Origin of the sequence: Arthrobacter sp. TB 23, from assembly GCF_000294595.1 — a bacterium.
Lineage (GTDB): Bacteria > Actinomycetota > Actinomycetes > Actinomycetales > Micrococcaceae > Arthrobacter_D.
Genome location: NZ_ALPM01000098.1, coordinates 1 through 18,207 on the forward strand (window position 1 = coordinate 1; position 18,207 = coordinate 18,207).

Here is an 18,207-nt window from a genome sequence, read left to right on the forward strand (position 1 = left end):
GGGCCGGTCTTGATCCCGGATCTGCGCCGACGGTGGATCACCGACAGGATGCCATTTGCTGAACACAGCCGCCAGATCCTTCGTTCACTCACCACCTGGGCGCTGGCGTTGATTTCATCGGCGATGAACCGGTACCCGAACGCAGGGTCATCACGGTGGTGATCTATGGCGGCGTTGATCAGATGTGCTTCCTCCCAGTCCCGGGCCGAGATGGGGTTCGCGGCCCACAGATAGTAGGCCTGTCTGGAGAAGTTCAATACCCGGCAGGACACTGCAACAGGAACCCTGACAGGGGCGTCCTGGGCAGCTAATTCACGGACCAGCGGGTACATCATTTTTTTGGGTTGATGTCCCTGGATAAGTAGGCCACGGCACGGCGCATCACTTCCGCTTCCTGCTCCAATAACCGGATCCGCTTATTGGCCTCTCGGAGCTTCACGGAGTCATCGGACACGGCCCCGGGGTTCACCCCGTCTTCGCGGTCGGCGATTTTCAGCCAGCGGTGCAAAGCCGCAGGTGAGACACCGAAGTCCTTCGCGATCTGGGTAATGGGCGCTTCGCCCTTTCGGGCCACCGCGATAACGTCACGGCGGAACTCTTCAGGAAAGGCTTTAGGCATGATGAACATCCTTCCACCAGCAAGGACCAAATCCTCACAGGCAAAGTGTCAAGCAAACCTTCAGCAGTCCCCACCACCTGCACGCGGCGCACGAAACGGACGGAACCATGACAGACAACAACTCCGACTGGGGGCTCGACGTCAATCCCGGGGCCCTCCCCACACGCGCACGACGACGCCGGGAGGTAGCGGCTAATCCGGTTGCCGGGCCCAGCTCGGAGGTCCCGCGCTTCGCCGACCGGGTAGCCCCGGAGTCTGCCGACTCTGTGACCGCTGAGCCGCCCGTGACCGGTGTGCCAGGGTCCTCTGCTCCGTCGCCCGCAGCCGCTCCGTCGCTCGCAGTGGCAGCATCCGGGCCCGCGGCGCCAACGGCACCGGGCCGCCAGCAGGCAGAGCCGAGTACCCGGAAGTCGTTCCTTGCCGCTGACACCACACGGGTGCCCGCCGAGACCGGGTTCAGGGGCATCCTGACCAAACTGGGTATCCGCATTGCCCCTTCCCAGCGTGAACTGGAAGAACGGGCCAATACCCGTGCCGTGAGCCAGCATTGGCCCGGACCCCGCACCATCTCCGTGGTCAACGGTAAAGGCGGCGCCAACAAGACTCCCACCACAGTGATGCTGTCCTCAGTCTTTGCCCGCAACGGTGGCGGTCCGGTACTCGCCTGGGACAACAACGAAACCCGGGGCACCCTCGGGTGGCGCACCGAGCAAGGGCCGCACAGCGCCACGGTGATGGATCTGTTGCCGCAGACCGCTCAGCTGCTGGCTCCCTCGGCACAGTCGGCGCTGCTGGCCCGCTACGTGCACCATCAGACAGAGGACAAGTACGACGTGCTGCGCTCCAAGCCGGATGTCCTTGCCTCCGAGCAGAAGGTCACCGCCGACAATTTCGACGACCTGCACGAGGTTGCGTCGAAGTACTTCAGGCTGAACGTCGTCGACTCCGGCAACGACGAAACGGCCGAGCGTTGGCTGCGGATGATCCACCACACTGACCAGTTGGTGATCGCCACCACCACCCTCGAAGAGCATGCGGAGGCCGGAGCCCTGTTGCTCGAGGCGTTGCAGGCCAGGGGAGGCCGGTACGCCGAGCTGTCGCAGAACGCCGTCGTCATTGTCAGCCAGTCCGACAAGAACGGCACAGCAGCCCAGGCGCAGGAGATTGCCGACGGTTTCGCGCAGCTTGCCCGCTGTGCGGTGACCATCCCCTACGACACGGCGCTGCACAAAGGCCGCATTCGCTGGGGCTCACTGCGGCCGGCGACGCAACGCGCCTGGCTGTCCGCAGCGGCGGGCGTCGCCGAGGGCCTGTAGGTCAACCCCTCCAGGTTTAGACAGCTTGCTTATTATCTCGCGTGTTCATAGTGTTGAGGAGTACGACATCGACGTTCTGAACACAGGAGGAAGCATGTCCCCCCATAACATTTCCGGTAAAAAAGTCGCATTCCTACTCACCGACGGAGTCGAGCAGATTGAGCTCACCAGCCCCTGGGATGCGGTCAAGCAGGCTGGCGGCAAGCCCGTGCTCGTAGCCCCAGGTAGCGGCACGGTTCAGGGTTTCAACGGCACCGACAAGGGTGACACGTTCACCATTGACCTCACGGTCGCGGACGCCAATGCTGACGACTTCCACGCCCTGGTCCTACCGGGCGGAGTGGTAAACGCGGATCACCTGCGCGTCGACAAGGACGCCCAGGAGTTTGCCCGCGCATTCTTTGCCCAGCACAAGCCAGTCGCGGCGATCTGTCACGCGCCCTGGCTGTTGATCGACGCAGGAGTAGTCAGCGGTCGCGACCTAACTTCGTACCACACGCTGCAGACCGACCTCCGTAACGCCGGAGCCAACTGGAGCGACGACGAAGTGGTCACTGACCAGGGCTTCGTCACTAGCCGCACCCCTGACGACCTCCCGGCCTTCAACGACAAGATGATCGAGGAGATCGCCGAAGGCGAGCACGAAGGCCAGACCGCCTAACTGACTCACTCCGGGCAGAGTACTGCCCAACGCCCAGAGCTCTACTGAATCAGAGCTTTACTGAAGGACCGGTGGGGAACCACCGGTCCTTCAGTGGGTTCGGGCCTCGCGGGTTCCAATGTCTAGAGTTTACGGATGGGCGATGAACGTTTTCTCTGCAGGGGTGTGAGCTGGCATCGGGACGGGCCGGTGCTTTCCCTAGCCACCCCCGAGGGAGATCAGCACGACCTTGCGTTGGTCCCTCGTGGGCCAGCGGAGAAGGGTGGTGGTGACCTTGGGTTTCGGTTGTTGAGCCAGTACGGCGAACGGCATTGCCTCGGGTTTCATCGAGTGTTTGGCCCCGACGCGCGTGAGCACACGCCATGTCCACAGCAAACCACTGCCGAGCGCGGCTACCAGTGCGGGAGATGCTTCTCCCGGGATGACCTACGGTTCATGCATGATGTGCACAGGTCCGGCATCGCCCCCGATGGATTGTTGAGTTACCTGGCGCAAGAGCACTGGCTGTATGTTGCCACCTTCGCCGACGGGGCCTCTAAAGTTGGGACCGCCTCGAACCTCCGCAAGTGGCACCGGCTGGCGGAGCAGGGCGCCGTCGTCGCCCGTTATGTGGCGTGTGCGGACGACGGGCGGATTGTTCGGGTGCTCGAGGACGTTGTCACTCGCGAAGTGGGCCTTGCGCAGGCCGTCCGGGCGTCGGCGAAAACCGCAGCGCTGGCGTCGCCGCGCACCGGGGCGTCGCTTAATGGGATCAATGCCGAATTTGCCGCGAGTGTCAGGAGCCTGCTTCACGGTGGTCTGGACCTGGCCGGGTTCCGGGCGGTGGAGGAGCAGTGGGAGGCACCGCCGTCGTGGGCAACAGTGCTTGGCGCGACTGGGGCGCACCTTTACCCCCACAGCCTGGCCGCGGGGGAGCACGGGTTCCGGGTGGATGCTCTGTTGGGACCCACCGCGCTGGCCTTCATCAGGGGGTCGGAGGTGCCGTTCCTGGTTGACCTTTCGCGGCTTAAGGGACAACGGATTGAACTCGGCCCGTATGTGTCGGAGATTCCGGATGTCCAGGCGGCCCTGTTCTAGCCCGCTCTCCACTGGAATGCGCGGCGCCCGGTAGGCTTAACCCATGTTGAACACCCCCTGGGACACCGGATCGGACCTGTATCGCCGGCTGGTCATCGCCGCCCTCATCCTGACCGGTGCCGGCATTCTGATCGCCGTTCTGGGCGCAGCTACTGGCAGCAACGCCACAGTGTTCACGGGCATCCCGGTACTTGTCGCCGGTCTGGTGACGCATCTGGCGGGACTGGTCGTGCGTGCGCGGGATGCCAAGCGTCGGCACCAGGCGCGTACCCAGAAGAAGTAGCCCACTGCACTAGGCTGGAAATGAACTTCCACCGCACCCGTCAGGAGCCCCATGACCATCAATCCAGAGCTGCAGGGCCGCAGCTATCCCGCCGGTCCGGCATACGTCGTGGGCCGCGAAAAGATCCGCGAATTCGCCCGCGCCGTCAAGGCAACCCACCCGTCGCATTATGAGGTCGAAGCCGCCCAGGACCTCGGGCACCGGGACCTGGTGGCACCACCCACCTTCGCGATCATTGTGGCGCAGCTGGCGGATGCCCAGCTGATCAACGATCCCGACGCCGGCATCGACTTCAGCCGCGTGGTCCACGCCGACCAGCGGTTCATTCACCACCGTGCGATCGTGGCCGGTGATGAACTGGTGGCCGAGCTCCATGTGGACAGCGTCCGCGCAATGGGCGGCGGCGCGATGATTACCACCCGCGCTGAAATCTCCACCACCGACGGTGAAAAGACCGCGACCACCACGTCGTCCCTGCTGGTGCGAGGAGAGGAACAGTAATGGGCATTGCTATCACCGATCTCAGCGTCGGCCAGGAAATCGGATCCACCACCGTAGAGCTGACCCGTCAGGACCTCGTCAAGTACGCTGGCGCCTCCGGTGATTTCAACCCCATCCACTGGAACTCCGACTTCGCCCAAAGCGTCGGCTTGCCGGGCGTCATTGCCCACGGCATGTTCACCATGGGGGCAGCTGTACAGCTGGTCACCGACTGGGTGGGCGACCCCACCGCCGTCGTCGACTATCAGACCCGATTCACCAAACCGGTGATCGTCGAGGACACCACCGCCGATGGCACGCCGGGTGCGGTGATTGAGGTGGCCGGCAAGATCGGCGCAGTAGACCTCGACAATTCAACGGTCCGCGTGGACCTCACCGTGATGTCGGCGGGGCTCAAGGTGCTGGTCAAGGCACAGGCAGTGGTGCACATCTGGTGACCCTGCTGGCTGAGCTGACCACGGCCGGCGTCGGCGGCCCCGCCCACACCTACGTGGAGGCGCGCACCGAAACGGAAATCATCGACGCCGTCCGATCAGTTGACGAAGCGGGCGACCCCCTGCTGATCATTGCCGGCGGATCAAACCTCATCATCGCCGACGAAGGCTTCCCGGGCACGGTAATACGTCTGGCCTCGACCGGTTTCTCAGTGAACGACGACGACGCCACGTGCGGTGGTGTAATGGTCAAGGCCGAGGCGGGCCAGCCCTGGGACGCCCTCGTCGAATACACGGTGCTGCACGCCTTCTCCGGCCTTGAGGCACTCTCGGGTATCCCCGGGTCTACCGGCGCCACCCCCGTCCAGAACGTTGGTGCGTACGGGGCCGACGTCTCGCAGACCATCGCCACGGTGCGCACCTGGGACCGAGAAACAAATACTGTTAAGTCCTTTACAAACTTCGAACTGAAGTTCGGCTACCGGGATTCACTGTTGAAGCACACCACCGTGAACGGGTCGCCCCGTTACGTGGTGCTGACCGTCGAGTTCCAGTTGGGCCTGGGGCGGATGAGCGCTCCCGTGAAGTACGCCGAGCTGGCACGCGAGGTGGGAGTGAACATTGGCGAGCGGGCCTACGCCAACGATGTGCGGCGGGCCGTCCTGAAACTGCGCGCAGCAAAGGGAATGGTGCTGGACCCCGACGACCGCGACACGTTCAGCACGGGATCCTTCTTCACCAACCCGCTCGTCGACGCCGACACCGCGGCGGCCCTCCCCGATAACGCTCCGCGGTACCCAACGGCGGAAGACGGGCAGGTCAAACTATCGGCGGCCTGGCTGATTGATCAGGCCGGCTTCGGGAAGGGCTTTGGCCTCGCCGCAGACAGCGGCTTCACCGCTGCAGGCGGTCGGGCCTCCCTGTCGACCAAGCACACCCTGGCAGTCACCAACCGGGGGAGTGCCTCGGCCGCCGACCTGCTGGCCATCGCCGCACTGGTGGCCGACGGCGTCGAACACCGGTTTGGTATCCGGCTGCACCCGGAGCCGCTCCTGATCGGCTGCGCCCTCCGAACCGAAAGTTCAGGCCTTAACAATTAGCCCAGCGGGTAGCCTTTCAGTCCCTGGAAGTCTGGTTCCTAAAGGTTTCCGGTGGAGATCAGCAGCATCCGGCGCAGCGGCTCTGCGGCGCCCCACAGCAGCTGATCTCCCACGGTGAAGGCACTCAGATACTGCGGTCCCATCTCCAGCTTCCGGAGCCGACCCACAGGGACTGACAGCGAACCGGTCGCCGCGACCGGTGTCAGCCCGGCCATGGTTGCTTCCTTGGTGTTGGGGATTACCGTCGCCCATTCGTTGTCACTGTCAATGAGGCGTTCAATCTCGGCGAGTGGCACGTCTTCGGTGAGCTTCAGGGTCAGCGCCTGCGAGTGTGACCGCATGGCCCCGATCCTGACACAGAGCCCATCGAACGGGATCCGGCCGCCGTCGACCGCATCTATGCCGAGGATCTTGTTGGTTTCGGCGCCGGCCTTCCATTCCTCGCGGGACATCCCGTTACCGAGATCGGCGTCAATCCAAGGGATCACCGATCCCGCCAGGGGCACCCCGAACTGTGATGCGTCCATCGAAGGGTTGCGCTGCTGCGCCAGGACGGCCTGATCGATGGCCAGGATGGCCGACGCCGGATCGTCCAGATTAGGCGCCACGGCACCATGGATGGCACCGAACTGGTTCAACAGTTCACGCATGTGGCGGGCGCCGCCGCCGGACGCCGCCTGGTACGTCATCGAGGTTCCCCACTCGACGAGGCCGTTGCGGAACAGGCCGCCAAGCCCCATGAGCATGCAGGAGACGGTGCAGTTACCGCCAACAAAGTCGCGCACACCGCGGGAGAGCCCGGCGTCGATGACGTCCCGGTTCACCGGGTCCAGCACGATGATGGAGCTGGACTCCATCCGCAGCGTTGACGCCGCGTCGATCCACAGTCCGTCCCAGCCGCTGTCGCGCAGCTTCGGGTACACCTCGGCGGTGTAGTCGCCGCCCTGGGCGGTGACGATGGTGGAGAGCTTGGCCAGCGTGTCGACGTCGTACGCGTCCTGGAGCGCCGGAGCGCCCTCAGCGAACGACGGCGCCGCGCCTCCCACGTTGGAAGTGGAAAAGAACACGGGGTTGATCAGGCGGAAATCGCCCTCGTCCTGCATGCGCTGCATCAGGACCGATCCCACCATGCCGCGCCAGCCGACGAAGCCGACGCTGGGCGCTGAGGATGAACTATTTACTGCAGAAGTCATGCTCCCAGTCTAGGTCAGGACCCCCGTGAGCCCCGCTTGGTTACGAAGCTCGCCGGAGTTATCCGACTAGTCCCGGCCGCGGGTCCACAGGCTGATCCGGTAGCGGGTGCCGTTGGCGCCCGTAAGCCAGCCTTGCTGTGGAGTGACGCCATCGAGTTGCCAGTCCGGCCCCAGCGTCGGGGCAAAGGTGTCGCCCTTGGTCGTCGACTCGATCACTGTCACGACGGCTGCCTGGGCAATTGGCAGGGCGGCTTCGTAGATCTGCCCGCCGCCGATCACCCAGATCTGCTCGGCGCCCGGACTGCGTCGGGCTTCCTCAAGTGCGTCCTCCAGCGAGTCGACGACGACGGCGCCCGCCAACTCACCTGCCTCCAGCCCGTGCTTGCTCACCACGATGTTGGTGCGGTCCGGGAGGGGGCGATATTTGGCGGGAAAGGACTGCCAGGTGTGGCGACCCATGATCACCGGATGTCCCGTGGTGGTCCGCTTGAAGTGCTCCATATCCTCGGGGAGACGCCACGGCATCCCGCCGTCTTTCCCGATCACACCGTTTTCCGTCTGGGCCCAGATCATGCCGACGAACGGTTCCCGTCCGATGGCCTCGATGATGCCGCGATTCATTGAACTCATACGGCGATCGGTGCCTTGATAGTGGGATGGTGCTGGTAATTCACCACGTCAAAGTCCTCCAGCGTGTAGTCGAAGATGCTCTCGGGTTTGCGGTTGATCAGCAGTTTGGGGCTCGGGTAGGGCTCACGAGTCAGCTGTTCCCTGACCTGCTCCACATGGTTGTCGTAGATATGGACGTCGCCGCCGGTCCAGATGAGTTCCCCTGGCTCCAGCCCCACCTGCTGCGCAACCATCAGGGTCAGCAGGGCGTAGGAGGCGATGTTGAACGGCACACCGAGGAAGGTGTCCGCCGAACGCTGGTACAGCTGGCAGGACAGCTTGCCGTCCGCCACGTAGAACTGGAAGAACGCGTGGCACGGCGGCAAGGCCATGTTGTGCAGTTCGGAGACATTCCATGCGGAGACCAGGTGCCGCCGGGAATCCGGGTTGGTTTTGAGGTCCTCGACCACCTGGGCGATCTGGTCGATATGACCGCCGTCGGGCGTGGGCCAGGAGCGCCACTGGACGCCGTAGACCGGGCCGAGTTCGCCGTCGTCGCCGGCCCATTCGTTCCAGATTTTGACGCCGCGTTCCTGCAGCCAGGACACGTTGGAATCCCCGCGAAGGAACCAGAGCAGCTCCAGGGCCACGGATTTGAAATGCACGCGTTTGGTGGTGACCAGCGGGAAGGAGTCCGCGAGGTCGAAGCGCAGCTGTCGCCCGAAGACGCTGCGCGTTCCGGTGCCGGTGCGGTCGGTTTTGACCGCACCGTTGGCCATCACATCGCGCAGCAGATCCTCGTACGGGGTGGGGATGGGTTGTGAACTCACCCCATCCACTCTAGTGGTTGAGTGCTTTAAGGCCACCCGGCGCGCTTCACCGCGGGGCTAGCTGTGGCAGTGCCCGCCAGCAGCCGGTGCGTTTGGCGGGACGTCCAGGACCGGGCTGCGGTCAAAGAAGCCTTCGGGGCGAAGCTTGAAGCCAACCGTGTCCACCGGCATGATCGGCCAATCCTCCAACCGGGGGAAGTGTGTCAGCCCGAAGGTGTGCCACACCACGAGGTCTTGCCCATCAAGGTCGCGGTCCTGCGCAACGTACGCGGGTAGTCCAGCGCCGCCCACATGCTGATTGACGAAGTCGCCGGTGGGATAGCGCTCGTCCTCAGCGAACCGGGTGACCCACAGGTCCTTGGTGGCGAAGGTCGCACGCTGCGCGATGGAGGACTCGGGATCTGCCAGCAGCGTTGGCTGGGCTTCCGAATGCAGCTTGTATCCCACCGGCTCACCGAGGCGATTCAGGGACTCCGGGTTGGAGATCACCCAGGTGCGGCCGCTTCGCGCATCGCTTTCCCGAACACTCTCCGACTCCCGGGTCAGTGCCGTCCGCTTGCGGGAAAACGCGTTGCCGCGCGGGTTCTCCGGTCCCAGTGGCTGCCGGACAATGTCTTCCTCCTCCACCCTGTTAGTGAAGCCGTCAATGGCCATATCGAGGCGGGCGCTAAAGAGGTGTTGGTGGAATGGCGCTCCAAGCCCCGGGGCAATCTGTGACATGTTGGGAGATCCGTCCACCGGATAGGCGCTGGTGAAGACGACGCCGGTGGCTTTGGCCTCGAACTCTATGTTGCCGTCGAGGTACAGGTACCAGTAGAACCCGTAGTCGTAGTTGCCCACCGTGGTGAAAAAGGAAATCACGAGTCGCCTGTTGCGCCTTGTGTAGTTGATCTCGGACCATAGGTCGCTGTGTTTGGCGAGGATGCCCCAATCTTCTTCATGCATGCAGATTGCGTTCCGGATTTCGCGTGGGTTCCCTGCCGCATCGCTGATGACAGGGCTGAGGTAGGTGATATCACCCAGGCAGTCGCAACCTAGTTCGAGTGAGTTGGCGTATTGGCCCACGAGATACTCTCCCGTATCGAAGTAGTTCTGCCACGACCGGACAGGAGAGGGGTCACCATACGGGACCACCATCTCGGCGATGGAGGCACGTTTGATGATGGGCCGGATCCGACCTTTGTCATTGAAGGAGAGGTTGTGGAGAACCACGCCCTCCCGGACGTCGAAGCCGACGTCAACACTCCAGTTCTCCCACTCCACGTGATTGCCGCCGGTAACGGCAAAGCTGGGCCCCTCGGGCTGAGTGATGCTGATCGGCTTCTGCGTAGTGCGCAGCGGTCCCGTCAATTCGGGATCGGTGTAGTTGCCGTGCTCCTGCGGGATCGGCATGACCCCCAGATCCAGGACTTGCGTGACCTCTTTCCTGACGACGTCGACGTACGCCACCAGCCCGTCAATTGGGTGTGCCCACGCGCTATCCGTCTCGTGTTCCTGGACGAAGGCGAGCCCGCGGAGGATGCGTCGCCCTTTTTCTTCGGGGTATTCGTACACACCAGCGGACAGCGGTGCGACGCGCACGGTGGCGACGTCGAGGTTCCTGGCAGCGAGCGCGGCAAGCCAACGGTCGTCGGTGGACAGTAGTTCCTCCACGGCTGCGAACTCCTCCTCAAGCACCGGGAGCTCACCCATCACAGCTGTATCCAGCTCCACAGTGGTGAGCACCTCGCCGGTAGTCGCAGAAACGACCACATCCAGCGGTGCTGAGCCCGACGTGTCGTGAAGGAAAATACGGAACCGGCGGCCCTCCTCCCCCGCAGTAGACGCACGGCTGGGATCGACAAGCCCGAGGTAGGCAATCCTTCTGGTCGCTCCGAGCAGGCCCTTGTCTCGGAGGATGCGTTGCACTTCCAGAATTTCTTCCGCTGTGGCCAGTGCGTAGGAATTGGCAGTCGCTGTGGGTGACGTTGTCATGAGAATCCTCAGTCCGGTGTTTTTCTATGCTCGTAGAGTAAGCCGAAGGTAAGATGGATCACAAGAGTTTTCTGAAGGAGAAGTGCGACGTGCCCAAGATTGTTGACCATCACCAGCGACGTCTGGAACTCGTGGACGCAACGTGGAGAATCATCGCGCGGCACGGAATCGAGGGCGCAACGATGCGCGACATTGCACTCGAGGCCGGCTTCTCAAATGGGGCACTGAAACCCTACTTTCCGACGAAAGACGATCTGCTCACCTTTGCGTTCCGGCATGTCTTCAACCGCACCAATCAACGGATTGCCCTGACGACCTTCAACCAGACTGGGCTACCTGCAATCCGGGCGTTCGGAAGGGAAGTCCTGCCGATTGACGAAGAAAAGGTCAGCGAGGCACGCGTCGTTATCCCGTTTTGGCAGAAGGCTGTCACGGACGAATTCAAGATGGCCATTCACCGCGAATCGATGGAGCAGTGGCGGGTTGCGCTGAAGCGCCATCTCGGGGAAGCGCGACAGACGGGCGAGATTACCACCGAGGTGCCGGACGCCCTCATCAGCGAGCAACTGATGAACCTGTTCCTGGGTGCGCAGATCACAGCTGCCCTATCTATACCCGAGGACAATCTCCCCGCCTATACCGACCAGTTGGACGGGTTTCTGCAGAATCTGTCGTGAGGTAAATTCGCCCGCTGTCGAAAAAAGATGACGGATGAGGGTTGCTGGGTCTAGTCTGTAGCCAATGTGTTGCAGAACACACCTCACGGGGGATCACAGCCTCCGGGTCGCTGTCAGGAACACCTGGCCTAACTACTCAAAGGGGAGTATTCATGGAAACCTACGACGCGCTACTCGACTCAATTACCCCGGCTTCAGGCCCTACTCGAACTATCAAGGACCCCGCGACCGGTGAAACCGTCGGTCAGGCACCGGCGCATAGTGTCGCCGATCTCGAGGCTGCGATCTCGGCAGCGGCAGCAGCCCAGCCCGCATGGGCCGCGCTCAGCCATGAAGGCCGCACCGAGATGCTGTTGAAGGCCGCCGAGGCGATCGACCGCTCCGCAGAAGAGCTGGCCATTCTGCTATCCCGGGAACAGGGCAAGCCGCTCAACGGTCCCAACGCACGCTTCGAAGTTGGTGCGTGTTCGGCATGGCTCCGCGCAGCCGCCACCACGGTCCTCGAGCCAGAAACCGTAGCCGACGACGGCGAGACCTTCGCGCAGGTTCACTACCGTCCCATTGGTGTGGTCGGGGCAATCGGCCCCTGGAACTGGCCGATGATGATCACCATCTGGCAGATTGCTCCAGCGCTCAGGATGGGGAACGCCGTCGTCGTGAAGCCGTCGGAATACACGCCACTAAGCGTCCTTGCACTGATTCACGTGCTTAACCAGGAACTGCCTGACGGTCTATTGACCGCGGTATGTGGGGATGGTGAGGTTGGCAGTCGCATGGTGGAGCACGAGGCGATCGGGAAGATCATGTTCACCGGATCCACGGCCACGGGCAAGGCGATCATCAAGTCCTCCGCTGACAGCATCAAGCGGCTCACCCTTGAGCTGGGCGGAAACGATGCCGGTATTGTTCTGCCGGATGCCGACCCCAAGGCAATCGCGGAAGGGCTCTTCTGGGGCGCCTTTATCAATACCGGCCAAACGTGCGCCGCCCTGAAACGACTGTACGTACACGAGGACATTTACGACGAGGTCTGTGAGGCATTGACCTCTGTAGCGGAGGCAATGCCGATGGGTGTTGGACTTGACGAGGCGAACGTCCTTGGACCGCTGCAGAACAAGGCACAGTTCGACATCGTGGCTCGCCTGGTAGACGCCGCGAAGGAGTCCGGTGCGCGTGTACTTATCGGCGGCAACCCCGATGCGGATCAGGTCGGATACTTCTATCCGACCACTCTCATCGCCGACGTCGACAACAAGAATCCGCTCGTTGCCGAGGAGCAATTCGGTCCGGCGCTGCCGATCATTCGTTACAGCACCGTCGACGAGGCGATTGCCATGGCGAACGACCTTGAGGTCGGCCTTGGCGCATCCGTGTGGTCCTCCGATGTGGACGCTGCCCGCAAGGTAGCGTCGCGGATCGAGGCGGGCACCGTGTGGATCAACAAGCACGGCGCGGTCGACCCCCGCGTGCCATTCGGCGGCATCAAGCAGTCCGGGTACGGGCTGGAATTCGGTGTTGAGGGTTTGAAGGGCGTGGCAGTTCCGCAGGTGATCAACGGCTAGGGCCGATTCGCTGGCCAACCGACGTCTGCCTTACCGCAAGTCGCTTCCCAACGAGCATTAGAAGAGTACTCATGCGCAGGAGGAAGCTTTCGCAAGGTCCCGCCCTGGCGGGACGGCTCATTTGAGGAGATAGACCATGAACAGACCCGATACAGTCTCCGCCGGCGGATCAAGCCCCGCCGATGGATCAAGGACCACGCTGCGCCATGGCAGGCTTGGGGTAATTGGCGTCGTATTTTTCGTCGTCGCAGCCGCGGCGCCCCTGGTCGGTATGACCGGAGCCGTCCCGATTGCGATTGTGCTGGGAAACGGTGCGGCCGCGCCCGGAGCGTACCTAATCGTTGGTCTGACGCTGTTGCTCTTCAGTGTTGGTTACTCAGCCATGAGCCAGCGCGTCACCAACGCCGGCGCCTTCTTCGCCTACATCGGACGTGGCCTCGGCGCGAACGTCGGTTTAGGCTCCGCGTTTGTCTCATTGATCGCCTACGTTGCCATCCAGCTCGCCATTTTCGGTTTCTTCGGCGGGCTGATGGCAGGGCAGATGGGAGCTCTCGGCCTTGAACTGCCGTGGTGGCTTTGGACGTTTGCTGCGTGGGCGGTCGTCACGGTCCTGTCGCTGGCAAGTGTTGATGTCGGAGCGAAGGTGCTCGGAGCGTTGATGTTGCTCGAGGTGCTCGCCCTGGCGATCACCGCCGTTGCAATCCTGATCGACGGCGGCCCCGAGGGCTACGACTTCGTAGCCTCCTTCTCACCCCAGGCCATTCTGGTGGGTGGACTAGCCGGATCGGCTGGCATTGCGTTTGCCTTCGCGTTCGCGTCATTTATCGGGTTCGAAGCTACCGCGATTTATGGTGAGGAATCCAAGGATCCGAAGCGTATTGTTCCGCGGGCCACCTATCTGGCGGTTGGGTTGATTACGGTGTTGTTCGCTGTAACCGCGTTTGCGCTGGTGACGGGTATGGGCGCGTCCCGAGTGGTCGAAGCCACGGTGGAATACTCGACGGTGGATGGAGTTCCGCTGGCAGACCCTGCCGCTGTCCTTTTCTCCCTGGCCACCGAATACGTTGGCGGCTGGATGGCCACGGTCATGAGTGTGCTCGTCCTCTCGAGCCTGTTTGCCGGCCTCCTGGCTTTTCAGAATGCGGCCGGCCGCTACGTCTTTGCCCTGGGGCGTGGCGGAGTCCTGCCCGGCCGGCTGGCACGGGTCAATGTCAAAGGCGCTCCCCAAAGCGCTTCACTGACAACTTCCGCCGTCACTGGTGTGGTGATTTTGCTCTTCACGTTGTTCCAGCTGGAGCCGATCCTGAACATGTTCTATTGGTTCAGCGGCCTGGCAGTGGTGGCAATTGTGCTGATCGAAGCACTGGTCTGTCTTGCCGTCGTCGCCTATTTCCGCAAGAACAAGGGCGCAGAAGGCGTCTTCACTACAGTGATTGCTCCGATCGTGGCATTCATCGGGCTCCTGATCGGCGAGTATCTCCTCATGTCCCGCTTCGGCCTGCTGGCTGGGACAACTGCCGAAGGGGTGGATCCCTCGGTGACGCCGTGGGGACTCAGCCCGCTGGGCTGGTTCCTGATTGCACTCCCATTCGTCGTCCTCCTGGTCGGCTACCTGTACTCACGCGTAGTCGCTCCGGAAAATGAGGACTTCATCCGCGACGAACTGTCCTAGGGGTCGGACTGGCTTAGTCGTCGTAGGCCCTGAACTGCTCGAGCGCGACAATGCGGCCCGGAGTCCTGGTGCTGACGTGGGAAATCAGCACTTCTCCGGGCGCCAGATACGGGTCGTCGGCCGGCAGTCCAACTGCCAGGGTGTCGGGCATGTGGCGCTGCAGCACGCCAAATATGAGGGGGAGGACCGGGCGGTGGGTGCACAGCGCCACGGGACGGCGCTTATCGAAGAGTTTCTCCACCGTTGAACGGGCCTTGTCCGGCTTGCGGGTGGCGTTACGCTCGGTCATTGAATCAGCGAGTTTGAGTTTGATGTCCTTGTTCTTCAGGTACGGAGCGACGGTCTGAACACACCGTTCCCATGGGCTGCTCACCACCCAGGACGGGCCCCAGGCCTCAAGGAGCCGGCTCACTGCTGCGGCTTGCCGGCGACCGGTGGCCGCCAGGGGGCGTTCGCCTTCCGCACGGGTCCAGGACGAGCGCGGCTTCGCCTTGGCATGGCGGACCACGATCAGCGGCCAGGTCTCCAGCTGGTCCGCTGCGTAAGCCGCAATCAACGATTCAAGGGGTTCACGATCGGTAGGGTTGGTCAACAACTCCAACGCCCGGGCCGGGGCGACCCACAGGAACTTGTCTACTTCCTTGCCGTCCGGGCGGACCGTCATGCGCTCCGTGCGTGCCGCCCAGTAGTAGACCACCTTCTGCCCGGAGGCCACAGCGTAACGAGTCGACGCCAGGGGAATGCCCAGCGAAATCCGCAGGCCAACCTCTTCCAACACTTCCCGGGCTGCACACTCAGGGGTGGTCTCACCGGGGTCGATCTTGCCCTTGGGCCAGGACCAGTCCGTATAGCTTGGACGGTGGATCAGGAGTACCTCAAGCTGCCCCTGTTCCTTTCGCCAGCAGATAGCACCGGCGGCCACCACCGCCGGCGCCGCGTCCTGGGCGGTTTCCGTGACCGCCTCGTCAGTTGAGGCCATCAGCGGCGAACTGCTGACCGGTTGCGTGCACGGGAAGCCAGCAGGTAGCTCTGCACGTCACTGAGCGGTGCGCCGTCGTCGTCCTTGTGGTGGCGGGTCCAATCGCCCTGGTTGTCGAGGTGCCAGCTCGCCGTTCCCTCGTCCATGTACCGGTCGAGCAGGGACATGAGGTAGGCGATGTCCTCGGGCGCGCTGAGCTGCACCAGCGCCTCCACCCGACGGTCCAGGTTGCGGTGCATCATGTCCGCCGAACCGATGAATACAGCTGGGTCTCCGCCGTTCGCAAATGCGAACACCCGTGAGTGCTCAAGGAAACGGCCCAATACCGAGCGGACTGTGATGTTCTCGCTGAGGCCCGGGACGCCGGGGCGTACCGAGCAGATCCCGCGGACAATGACGTCCACCTTCACCCCGGCCTGCGATGCACGATAGAGCGCGTCGATGATGGCCTCGTCAACAATCGAGTTGACCTTCACCACCACGCGAGCCGCAAGACCGGCCTTCTGGTTGGCAATCTCGCGTTCAATCCGGTCAATCAGCCCGGAGCGCACTGAACGCGGGGCGACAAGGAGACGCTTGAAGGTGGATTTCGGCGCATATCCCGACAGCTGGTTGAACAGTCGGGTCAGGTCCTGGCCCACCTGGTCATTGGCGGTCAACAGGCCGAAATCTTCGTAGTAGCGGGCCGTGCGCGGGTGATAGTTGCCGGTGCCGATGTGGCAGTACCGGCGAAGTCCATCGATTTCCTGCCGGACCACGAGGGAAAGCTTGCAGTGCGTCTTCAGCCCCACAATCCCGTACACCACGTGCACCCCGGCCTGCTCCAGCTTGCGTGCCCAGGAGATGTTGGCTTGTTCGTCGAACCGGGCCTTGATCTCGACGAGGGCGAGCACCTGTTTGCCGGACTCCGCGGCGTCAATCAGCGCATCGACAATTGGCGAGTCGCCCGACGTGCGGTACAGGGTCTGCTTGATGGCCTGCACCTTGGGGTCGGCCGCTGCCTGCTCCAGGAACGCCTGAACGGAGGTGGAAAACGAGTCATACGGGTGGTGCAGCAGAATGTCGCGGCGACGCATGGCGGCAAACACATTCGCAGCCTTCGACGTCTCGCTTTCCTTGAGGTCACGGTTGGTGTGCGGGACGTGCTTCGGGTAGCGAAGCTCGCCGCGGTCGATGCCGCCGATCACGCTGAGCCCACGGAGATCCAGCGGCGCCGGCAGGCCGTACACCTCGTCCTCTTCCACGCCGAGTTCACGTGACAGCAGGGCGCGGATGCTCGGATTGATATCGGTGGTGACCTCAAGCCGGACCGGTGGGCCGAACCGGCGGCGCAGCAACTCCTTCTCCAGCGCCTGAAGGAGGTTCTCGGCGTCGTCCTCTTCCACTTCGAGGTCCTCGTTCCGGGTCACCCGGAAGGTGTGGTGTTCGAGGACTTCCATGCCGGGGAACAACTGGTCCAGATGGACGGCGATGACCTCTTCCAGCGGGATGAACCGGGCCGTACGGCCGGTGACGTTCCCGGCACGGGGGCCGTCCACCGAAATCAGGCGCGGCAACTGGTCGGGAACCTTGACGCGGGCGAAGAGTTCCTTTTCGCTCACCGGATTGCGGACGACGACGGCGAGGTTCAGTGAGAGCCCCGAAATGTACGGGAAGGGGTGCGCTGGATCCACGGCCAGGGGCGTCAGGATCGGGAAGACCTTCTCCGCGAAGAGCTTGTTCAGGTCGGTGCGGGCGGCGTCGTCGAGCTCGTCCCACGTGGTGAGGTGAATGTTTTCCTCGGCCAGGGCAGGTCGAATGTTCTCTGCGAAGACGGCGGCGTGACGCTGCTGCAGCTTGTAGCCGTCGGCCATGATCTGCTCGAGCTGCTCAATGGGGCTCAGGCCGGCGGCTGACGGGACAGCCAGGCCGGTCGCGATGCGGCGCTTCAGGCCGGCTACGCGCACCATGAAAAACTCGTCCAGGTTGGACGCGAAAATGGAGAGGAAGCTGACCCGCTCCAGCAGGTACAGGTCGGGGTCTTCGGCGAGCTCCAACACCCGGGCGTTGAAGTCGAGCCAGCTCGACTCACGGTCGAGGAACCGGTCAGGCGTGATCTCGCCGGAGGGGAGCAGGCTTGGGGCGAACTCGGGGATGTCGATGCGGTCCTGGGTGGCACGGGCCGGTGCAACTTCGGACGAGCCATACCGTGCCGGAACGCGTGCCGCGGTTTCCGATTCCATAGTGTCTCCTGACAGCGGGTAGGTTGCCTTGATCCACCCCTCTCTGGAGGGGTTTCACGGCATCAGGATCCACCTTACAAGCTTGCCCCGGAAACCTGCGGCGCGTACATGACGTCAACATCCCAGCGGGTGAATCCCAGCTTGCGGTAGAGGGCCACAGCGGCGGTGTTGTCGGCGTCGACATAAAGCATGATTGCCTGCAGGCCCTGGCGATGCAGGTGCTCGATTCCGGCGATAGTCAGTGCCTTCCCCAGGCCCATGCCCTGGGCCTCGGGGGTGACGCCGACGACGTACACCTCACCCATCGCGGGGTGGTCACCTGAGCGTGGATGCACCTTGGTCCAGTGGAAACCCAGCAGCTGCCCGTCGGATTCACGGACCGCCAGCAGGAACCCTGCGGGGTCGAACCAGTCTTCGGCCATCCGCGCCTGGAGGTCTTCAAGCGTGGTTGAGCCCTGCTCGGCGTGATGGGCGAACGCCGCCCGGTTCGCCGCCAGC

The 18,207-nt window shown here is 63.1% G+C and carries 18 protein-coding genes and 1 pseudogene; 10 read left to right on the forward strand and 9 right to left on the reverse strand.

The features are described 5' to 3' along the window. Positions 1-619 (reverse strand): annotated as a pseudogene (locus tag B384_RS21160) (IS3 family transposase); the annotation flags it as partial. 107 nt (positions 620-726) lie between these two features. Here B384_RS21160 and B384_RS18980 point away from each other — a divergent pair. Then, positions 727-1,935: a MinD/ParA family ATP-binding protein gene (locus B384_RS18980; RefSeq protein ID WP_019483696.1), complete on the forward strand. Its 1,209-nt coding sequence runs from the start codon at positions 727-729 to the stop codon at positions 1,933-1,935. 94 nt (positions 1,936-2,029) lie between these two features. Further along, entirely contained in the window at positions 2,030-2,596 is a 567-nt protein-coding gene (locus tag B384_RS0113840; RefSeq protein ID WP_019483697.1) for a type 1 glutamine amidotransferase domain-containing protein, read from the forward strand. A 198-nt stretch (positions 2,597-2,794) separates the two neighbouring features. Here B384_RS0113840 and B384_RS21430 read toward each other — a convergent pair whose 3' ends face one another. Continuing rightward, positions 2,795-2,953 carry a hypothetical protein gene (locus tag B384_RS21430; RefSeq protein WP_019483698.1) on the reverse strand — a complete coding sequence of 53 codons (159 nt, stop codon included), beginning with the start codon at positions 2,951-2,953 and terminating at the stop codon, positions 2,795-2,797. A 78-nt stretch (positions 2,954-3,031) separates the two neighbouring features. Between B384_RS21430 and B384_RS0113845 the strand changes: the two genes are divergently transcribed. Genes B384_RS0113845 through B384_RS0113865 form a run of 5 tightly spaced genes read left to right on the forward strand, consistent with a single transcriptional unit; the run spans position 3,032 to position 5,991 of the window. Next, positions 3,032-3,673 (forward strand): DUF2797 domain-containing protein, encoded by a 642-nt coding sequence (locus B384_RS0113845; protein WP_019483699.1) that lies wholly within the window; start codon positions 3,032-3,034, stop codon positions 3,671-3,673. 43 nt (positions 3,674-3,716) lie between these two features. After that, entirely contained in the window at positions 3,717-3,956 is a 240-nt protein-coding gene (locus B384_RS0113850; protein WP_019483700.1) for a hypothetical protein, read from the forward strand. 51 nt (positions 3,957-4,007) lie between these two features. Further along, entirely contained in the window at positions 4,008-4,457 is a 450-nt protein-coding gene (locus B384_RS0113855) for an FAS1-like dehydratase domain-containing protein (RefSeq protein WP_019483701.1), read from the forward strand. After that, complete coding sequence (locus tag B384_RS0113860) at positions 4,457-4,894, forward strand: MaoC family dehydratase (protein ID WP_019483702.1); 438 nt, start codon at positions 4,457-4,459, stop codon at positions 4,892-4,894. Before B384_RS0113855 ends, B384_RS0113860 begins: the two co-directional genes overlap by 1 nt. Next, positions 4,891-5,991: a UDP-N-acetylmuramate dehydrogenase gene (locus B384_RS0113865; RefSeq protein ID WP_019483703.1), complete on the forward strand. Its 1,101-nt coding sequence runs from the start codon at positions 4,891-4,893 to the stop codon at positions 5,989-5,991. The genes B384_RS0113860 and B384_RS0113865 overlap by 4 nt, the downstream gene beginning before the upstream one ends. Positions 5,992-6,029: 38 nt before the next feature. Here B384_RS0113865 and asd read toward each other — a convergent pair whose 3' ends face one another. From asd to B384_RS0113885, 4 genes are all read right to left on the reverse strand, one after another. Continuing rightward, on the reverse strand, positions 6,030-7,184 hold the full coding sequence (gene asd, locus B384_RS0113870; RefSeq protein ID WP_083850953.1) for an aspartate-semialdehyde dehydrogenase: 1,155 nt from the start codon (positions 7,182-7,184) through the stop codon (positions 6,030-6,032). A gap of 66 nt (positions 7,185-7,250) precedes the next feature. Next, the gene (locus B384_RS0113875) at positions 7,251-7,814 is read right to left on the reverse strand and encodes a dihydrofolate reductase (protein ID WP_019483705.1); all 564 of its coding nucleotides are present in this window, start codon (positions 7,812-7,814) and stop codon (positions 7,251-7,253) included. Beyond that, the gene (locus B384_RS0113880; RefSeq protein ID WP_050995003.1) at positions 7,811-8,572 is read right to left on the reverse strand and encodes a thymidylate synthase; all 762 of its coding nucleotides are present in this window, start codon (positions 8,570-8,572) and stop codon (positions 7,811-7,813) included. Before B384_RS0113880 ends, B384_RS0113875 begins: the two co-directional genes overlap by 4 nt. A 108-nt stretch (positions 8,573-8,680) precedes the next feature. Continuing rightward, complete coding sequence (locus tag B384_RS0113885) at positions 8,681-10,597, reverse strand: primary-amine oxidase (RefSeq protein WP_019483707.1); 1,917 nt, start codon at positions 10,595-10,597, stop codon at positions 8,681-8,683. An 89-nt stretch (positions 10,598-10,686) separates the two neighbouring features. Between B384_RS0113885 and B384_RS0113890 the strand changes: the two genes are divergently transcribed. The 3 genes from B384_RS0113890 to B384_RS0113900 all read left to right on the forward strand — a co-directional run bounded on the left by B384_RS0113890 (position 10,687) and on the right by B384_RS0113900 (position 14,508). Then, on the forward strand, positions 10,687-11,274 hold the full coding sequence (locus B384_RS0113890; protein ID WP_024477499.1) for a TetR/AcrR family transcriptional regulator: 588 nt from the start codon (positions 10,687-10,689) through the stop codon (positions 11,272-11,274). Between the two features lie 152 nt (positions 11,275-11,426). Continuing rightward, positions 11,427-12,836 carry an aldehyde dehydrogenase family protein gene (locus tag B384_RS0113895; protein WP_019483709.1) on the forward strand — a complete coding sequence of 470 codons (1,410 nt, stop codon included), beginning with the start codon at positions 11,427-11,429 and terminating at the stop codon, positions 12,834-12,836. Between the two features lie 136 nt (positions 12,837-12,972). After that, positions 12,973-14,508 carry an APC family permease gene (locus B384_RS0113900; protein ID WP_019483710.1) on the forward strand — a complete coding sequence of 512 codons (1,536 nt, stop codon included), beginning with the start codon at positions 12,973-12,975 and terminating at the stop codon, positions 14,506-14,508. Between the two features lie 13 nt (positions 14,509-14,521). On the opposite strand, the gene B384_RS0113905 is transcribed toward B384_RS0113900, so the two are convergent. The 3 genes from B384_RS0113905 to mshD all read right to left on the reverse strand — a co-directional run. Further along, positions 14,522-15,487 carry an NUDIX hydrolase gene (locus B384_RS0113905; RefSeq protein ID WP_019483711.1) on the reverse strand — a complete coding sequence of 322 codons (966 nt, stop codon included), beginning with the start codon at positions 15,485-15,487 and terminating at the stop codon, positions 14,522-14,524. Next, entirely contained in the window at positions 15,487-17,709 is a 2,223-nt protein-coding gene (locus tag B384_RS0113910; RefSeq protein WP_019483712.1) for an RNA degradosome polyphosphate kinase, read from the reverse strand. Before B384_RS0113910 ends, B384_RS0113905 begins: the two co-directional genes overlap by 1 nt. Positions 17,710-17,783: 74 nt before the next feature. Next, on the reverse strand, positions 17,784-18,207 hold a 424-nt coding region (gene mshD, locus B384_RS18985), incomplete at its 5' end, for a mycothiol synthase (protein WP_019483713.1).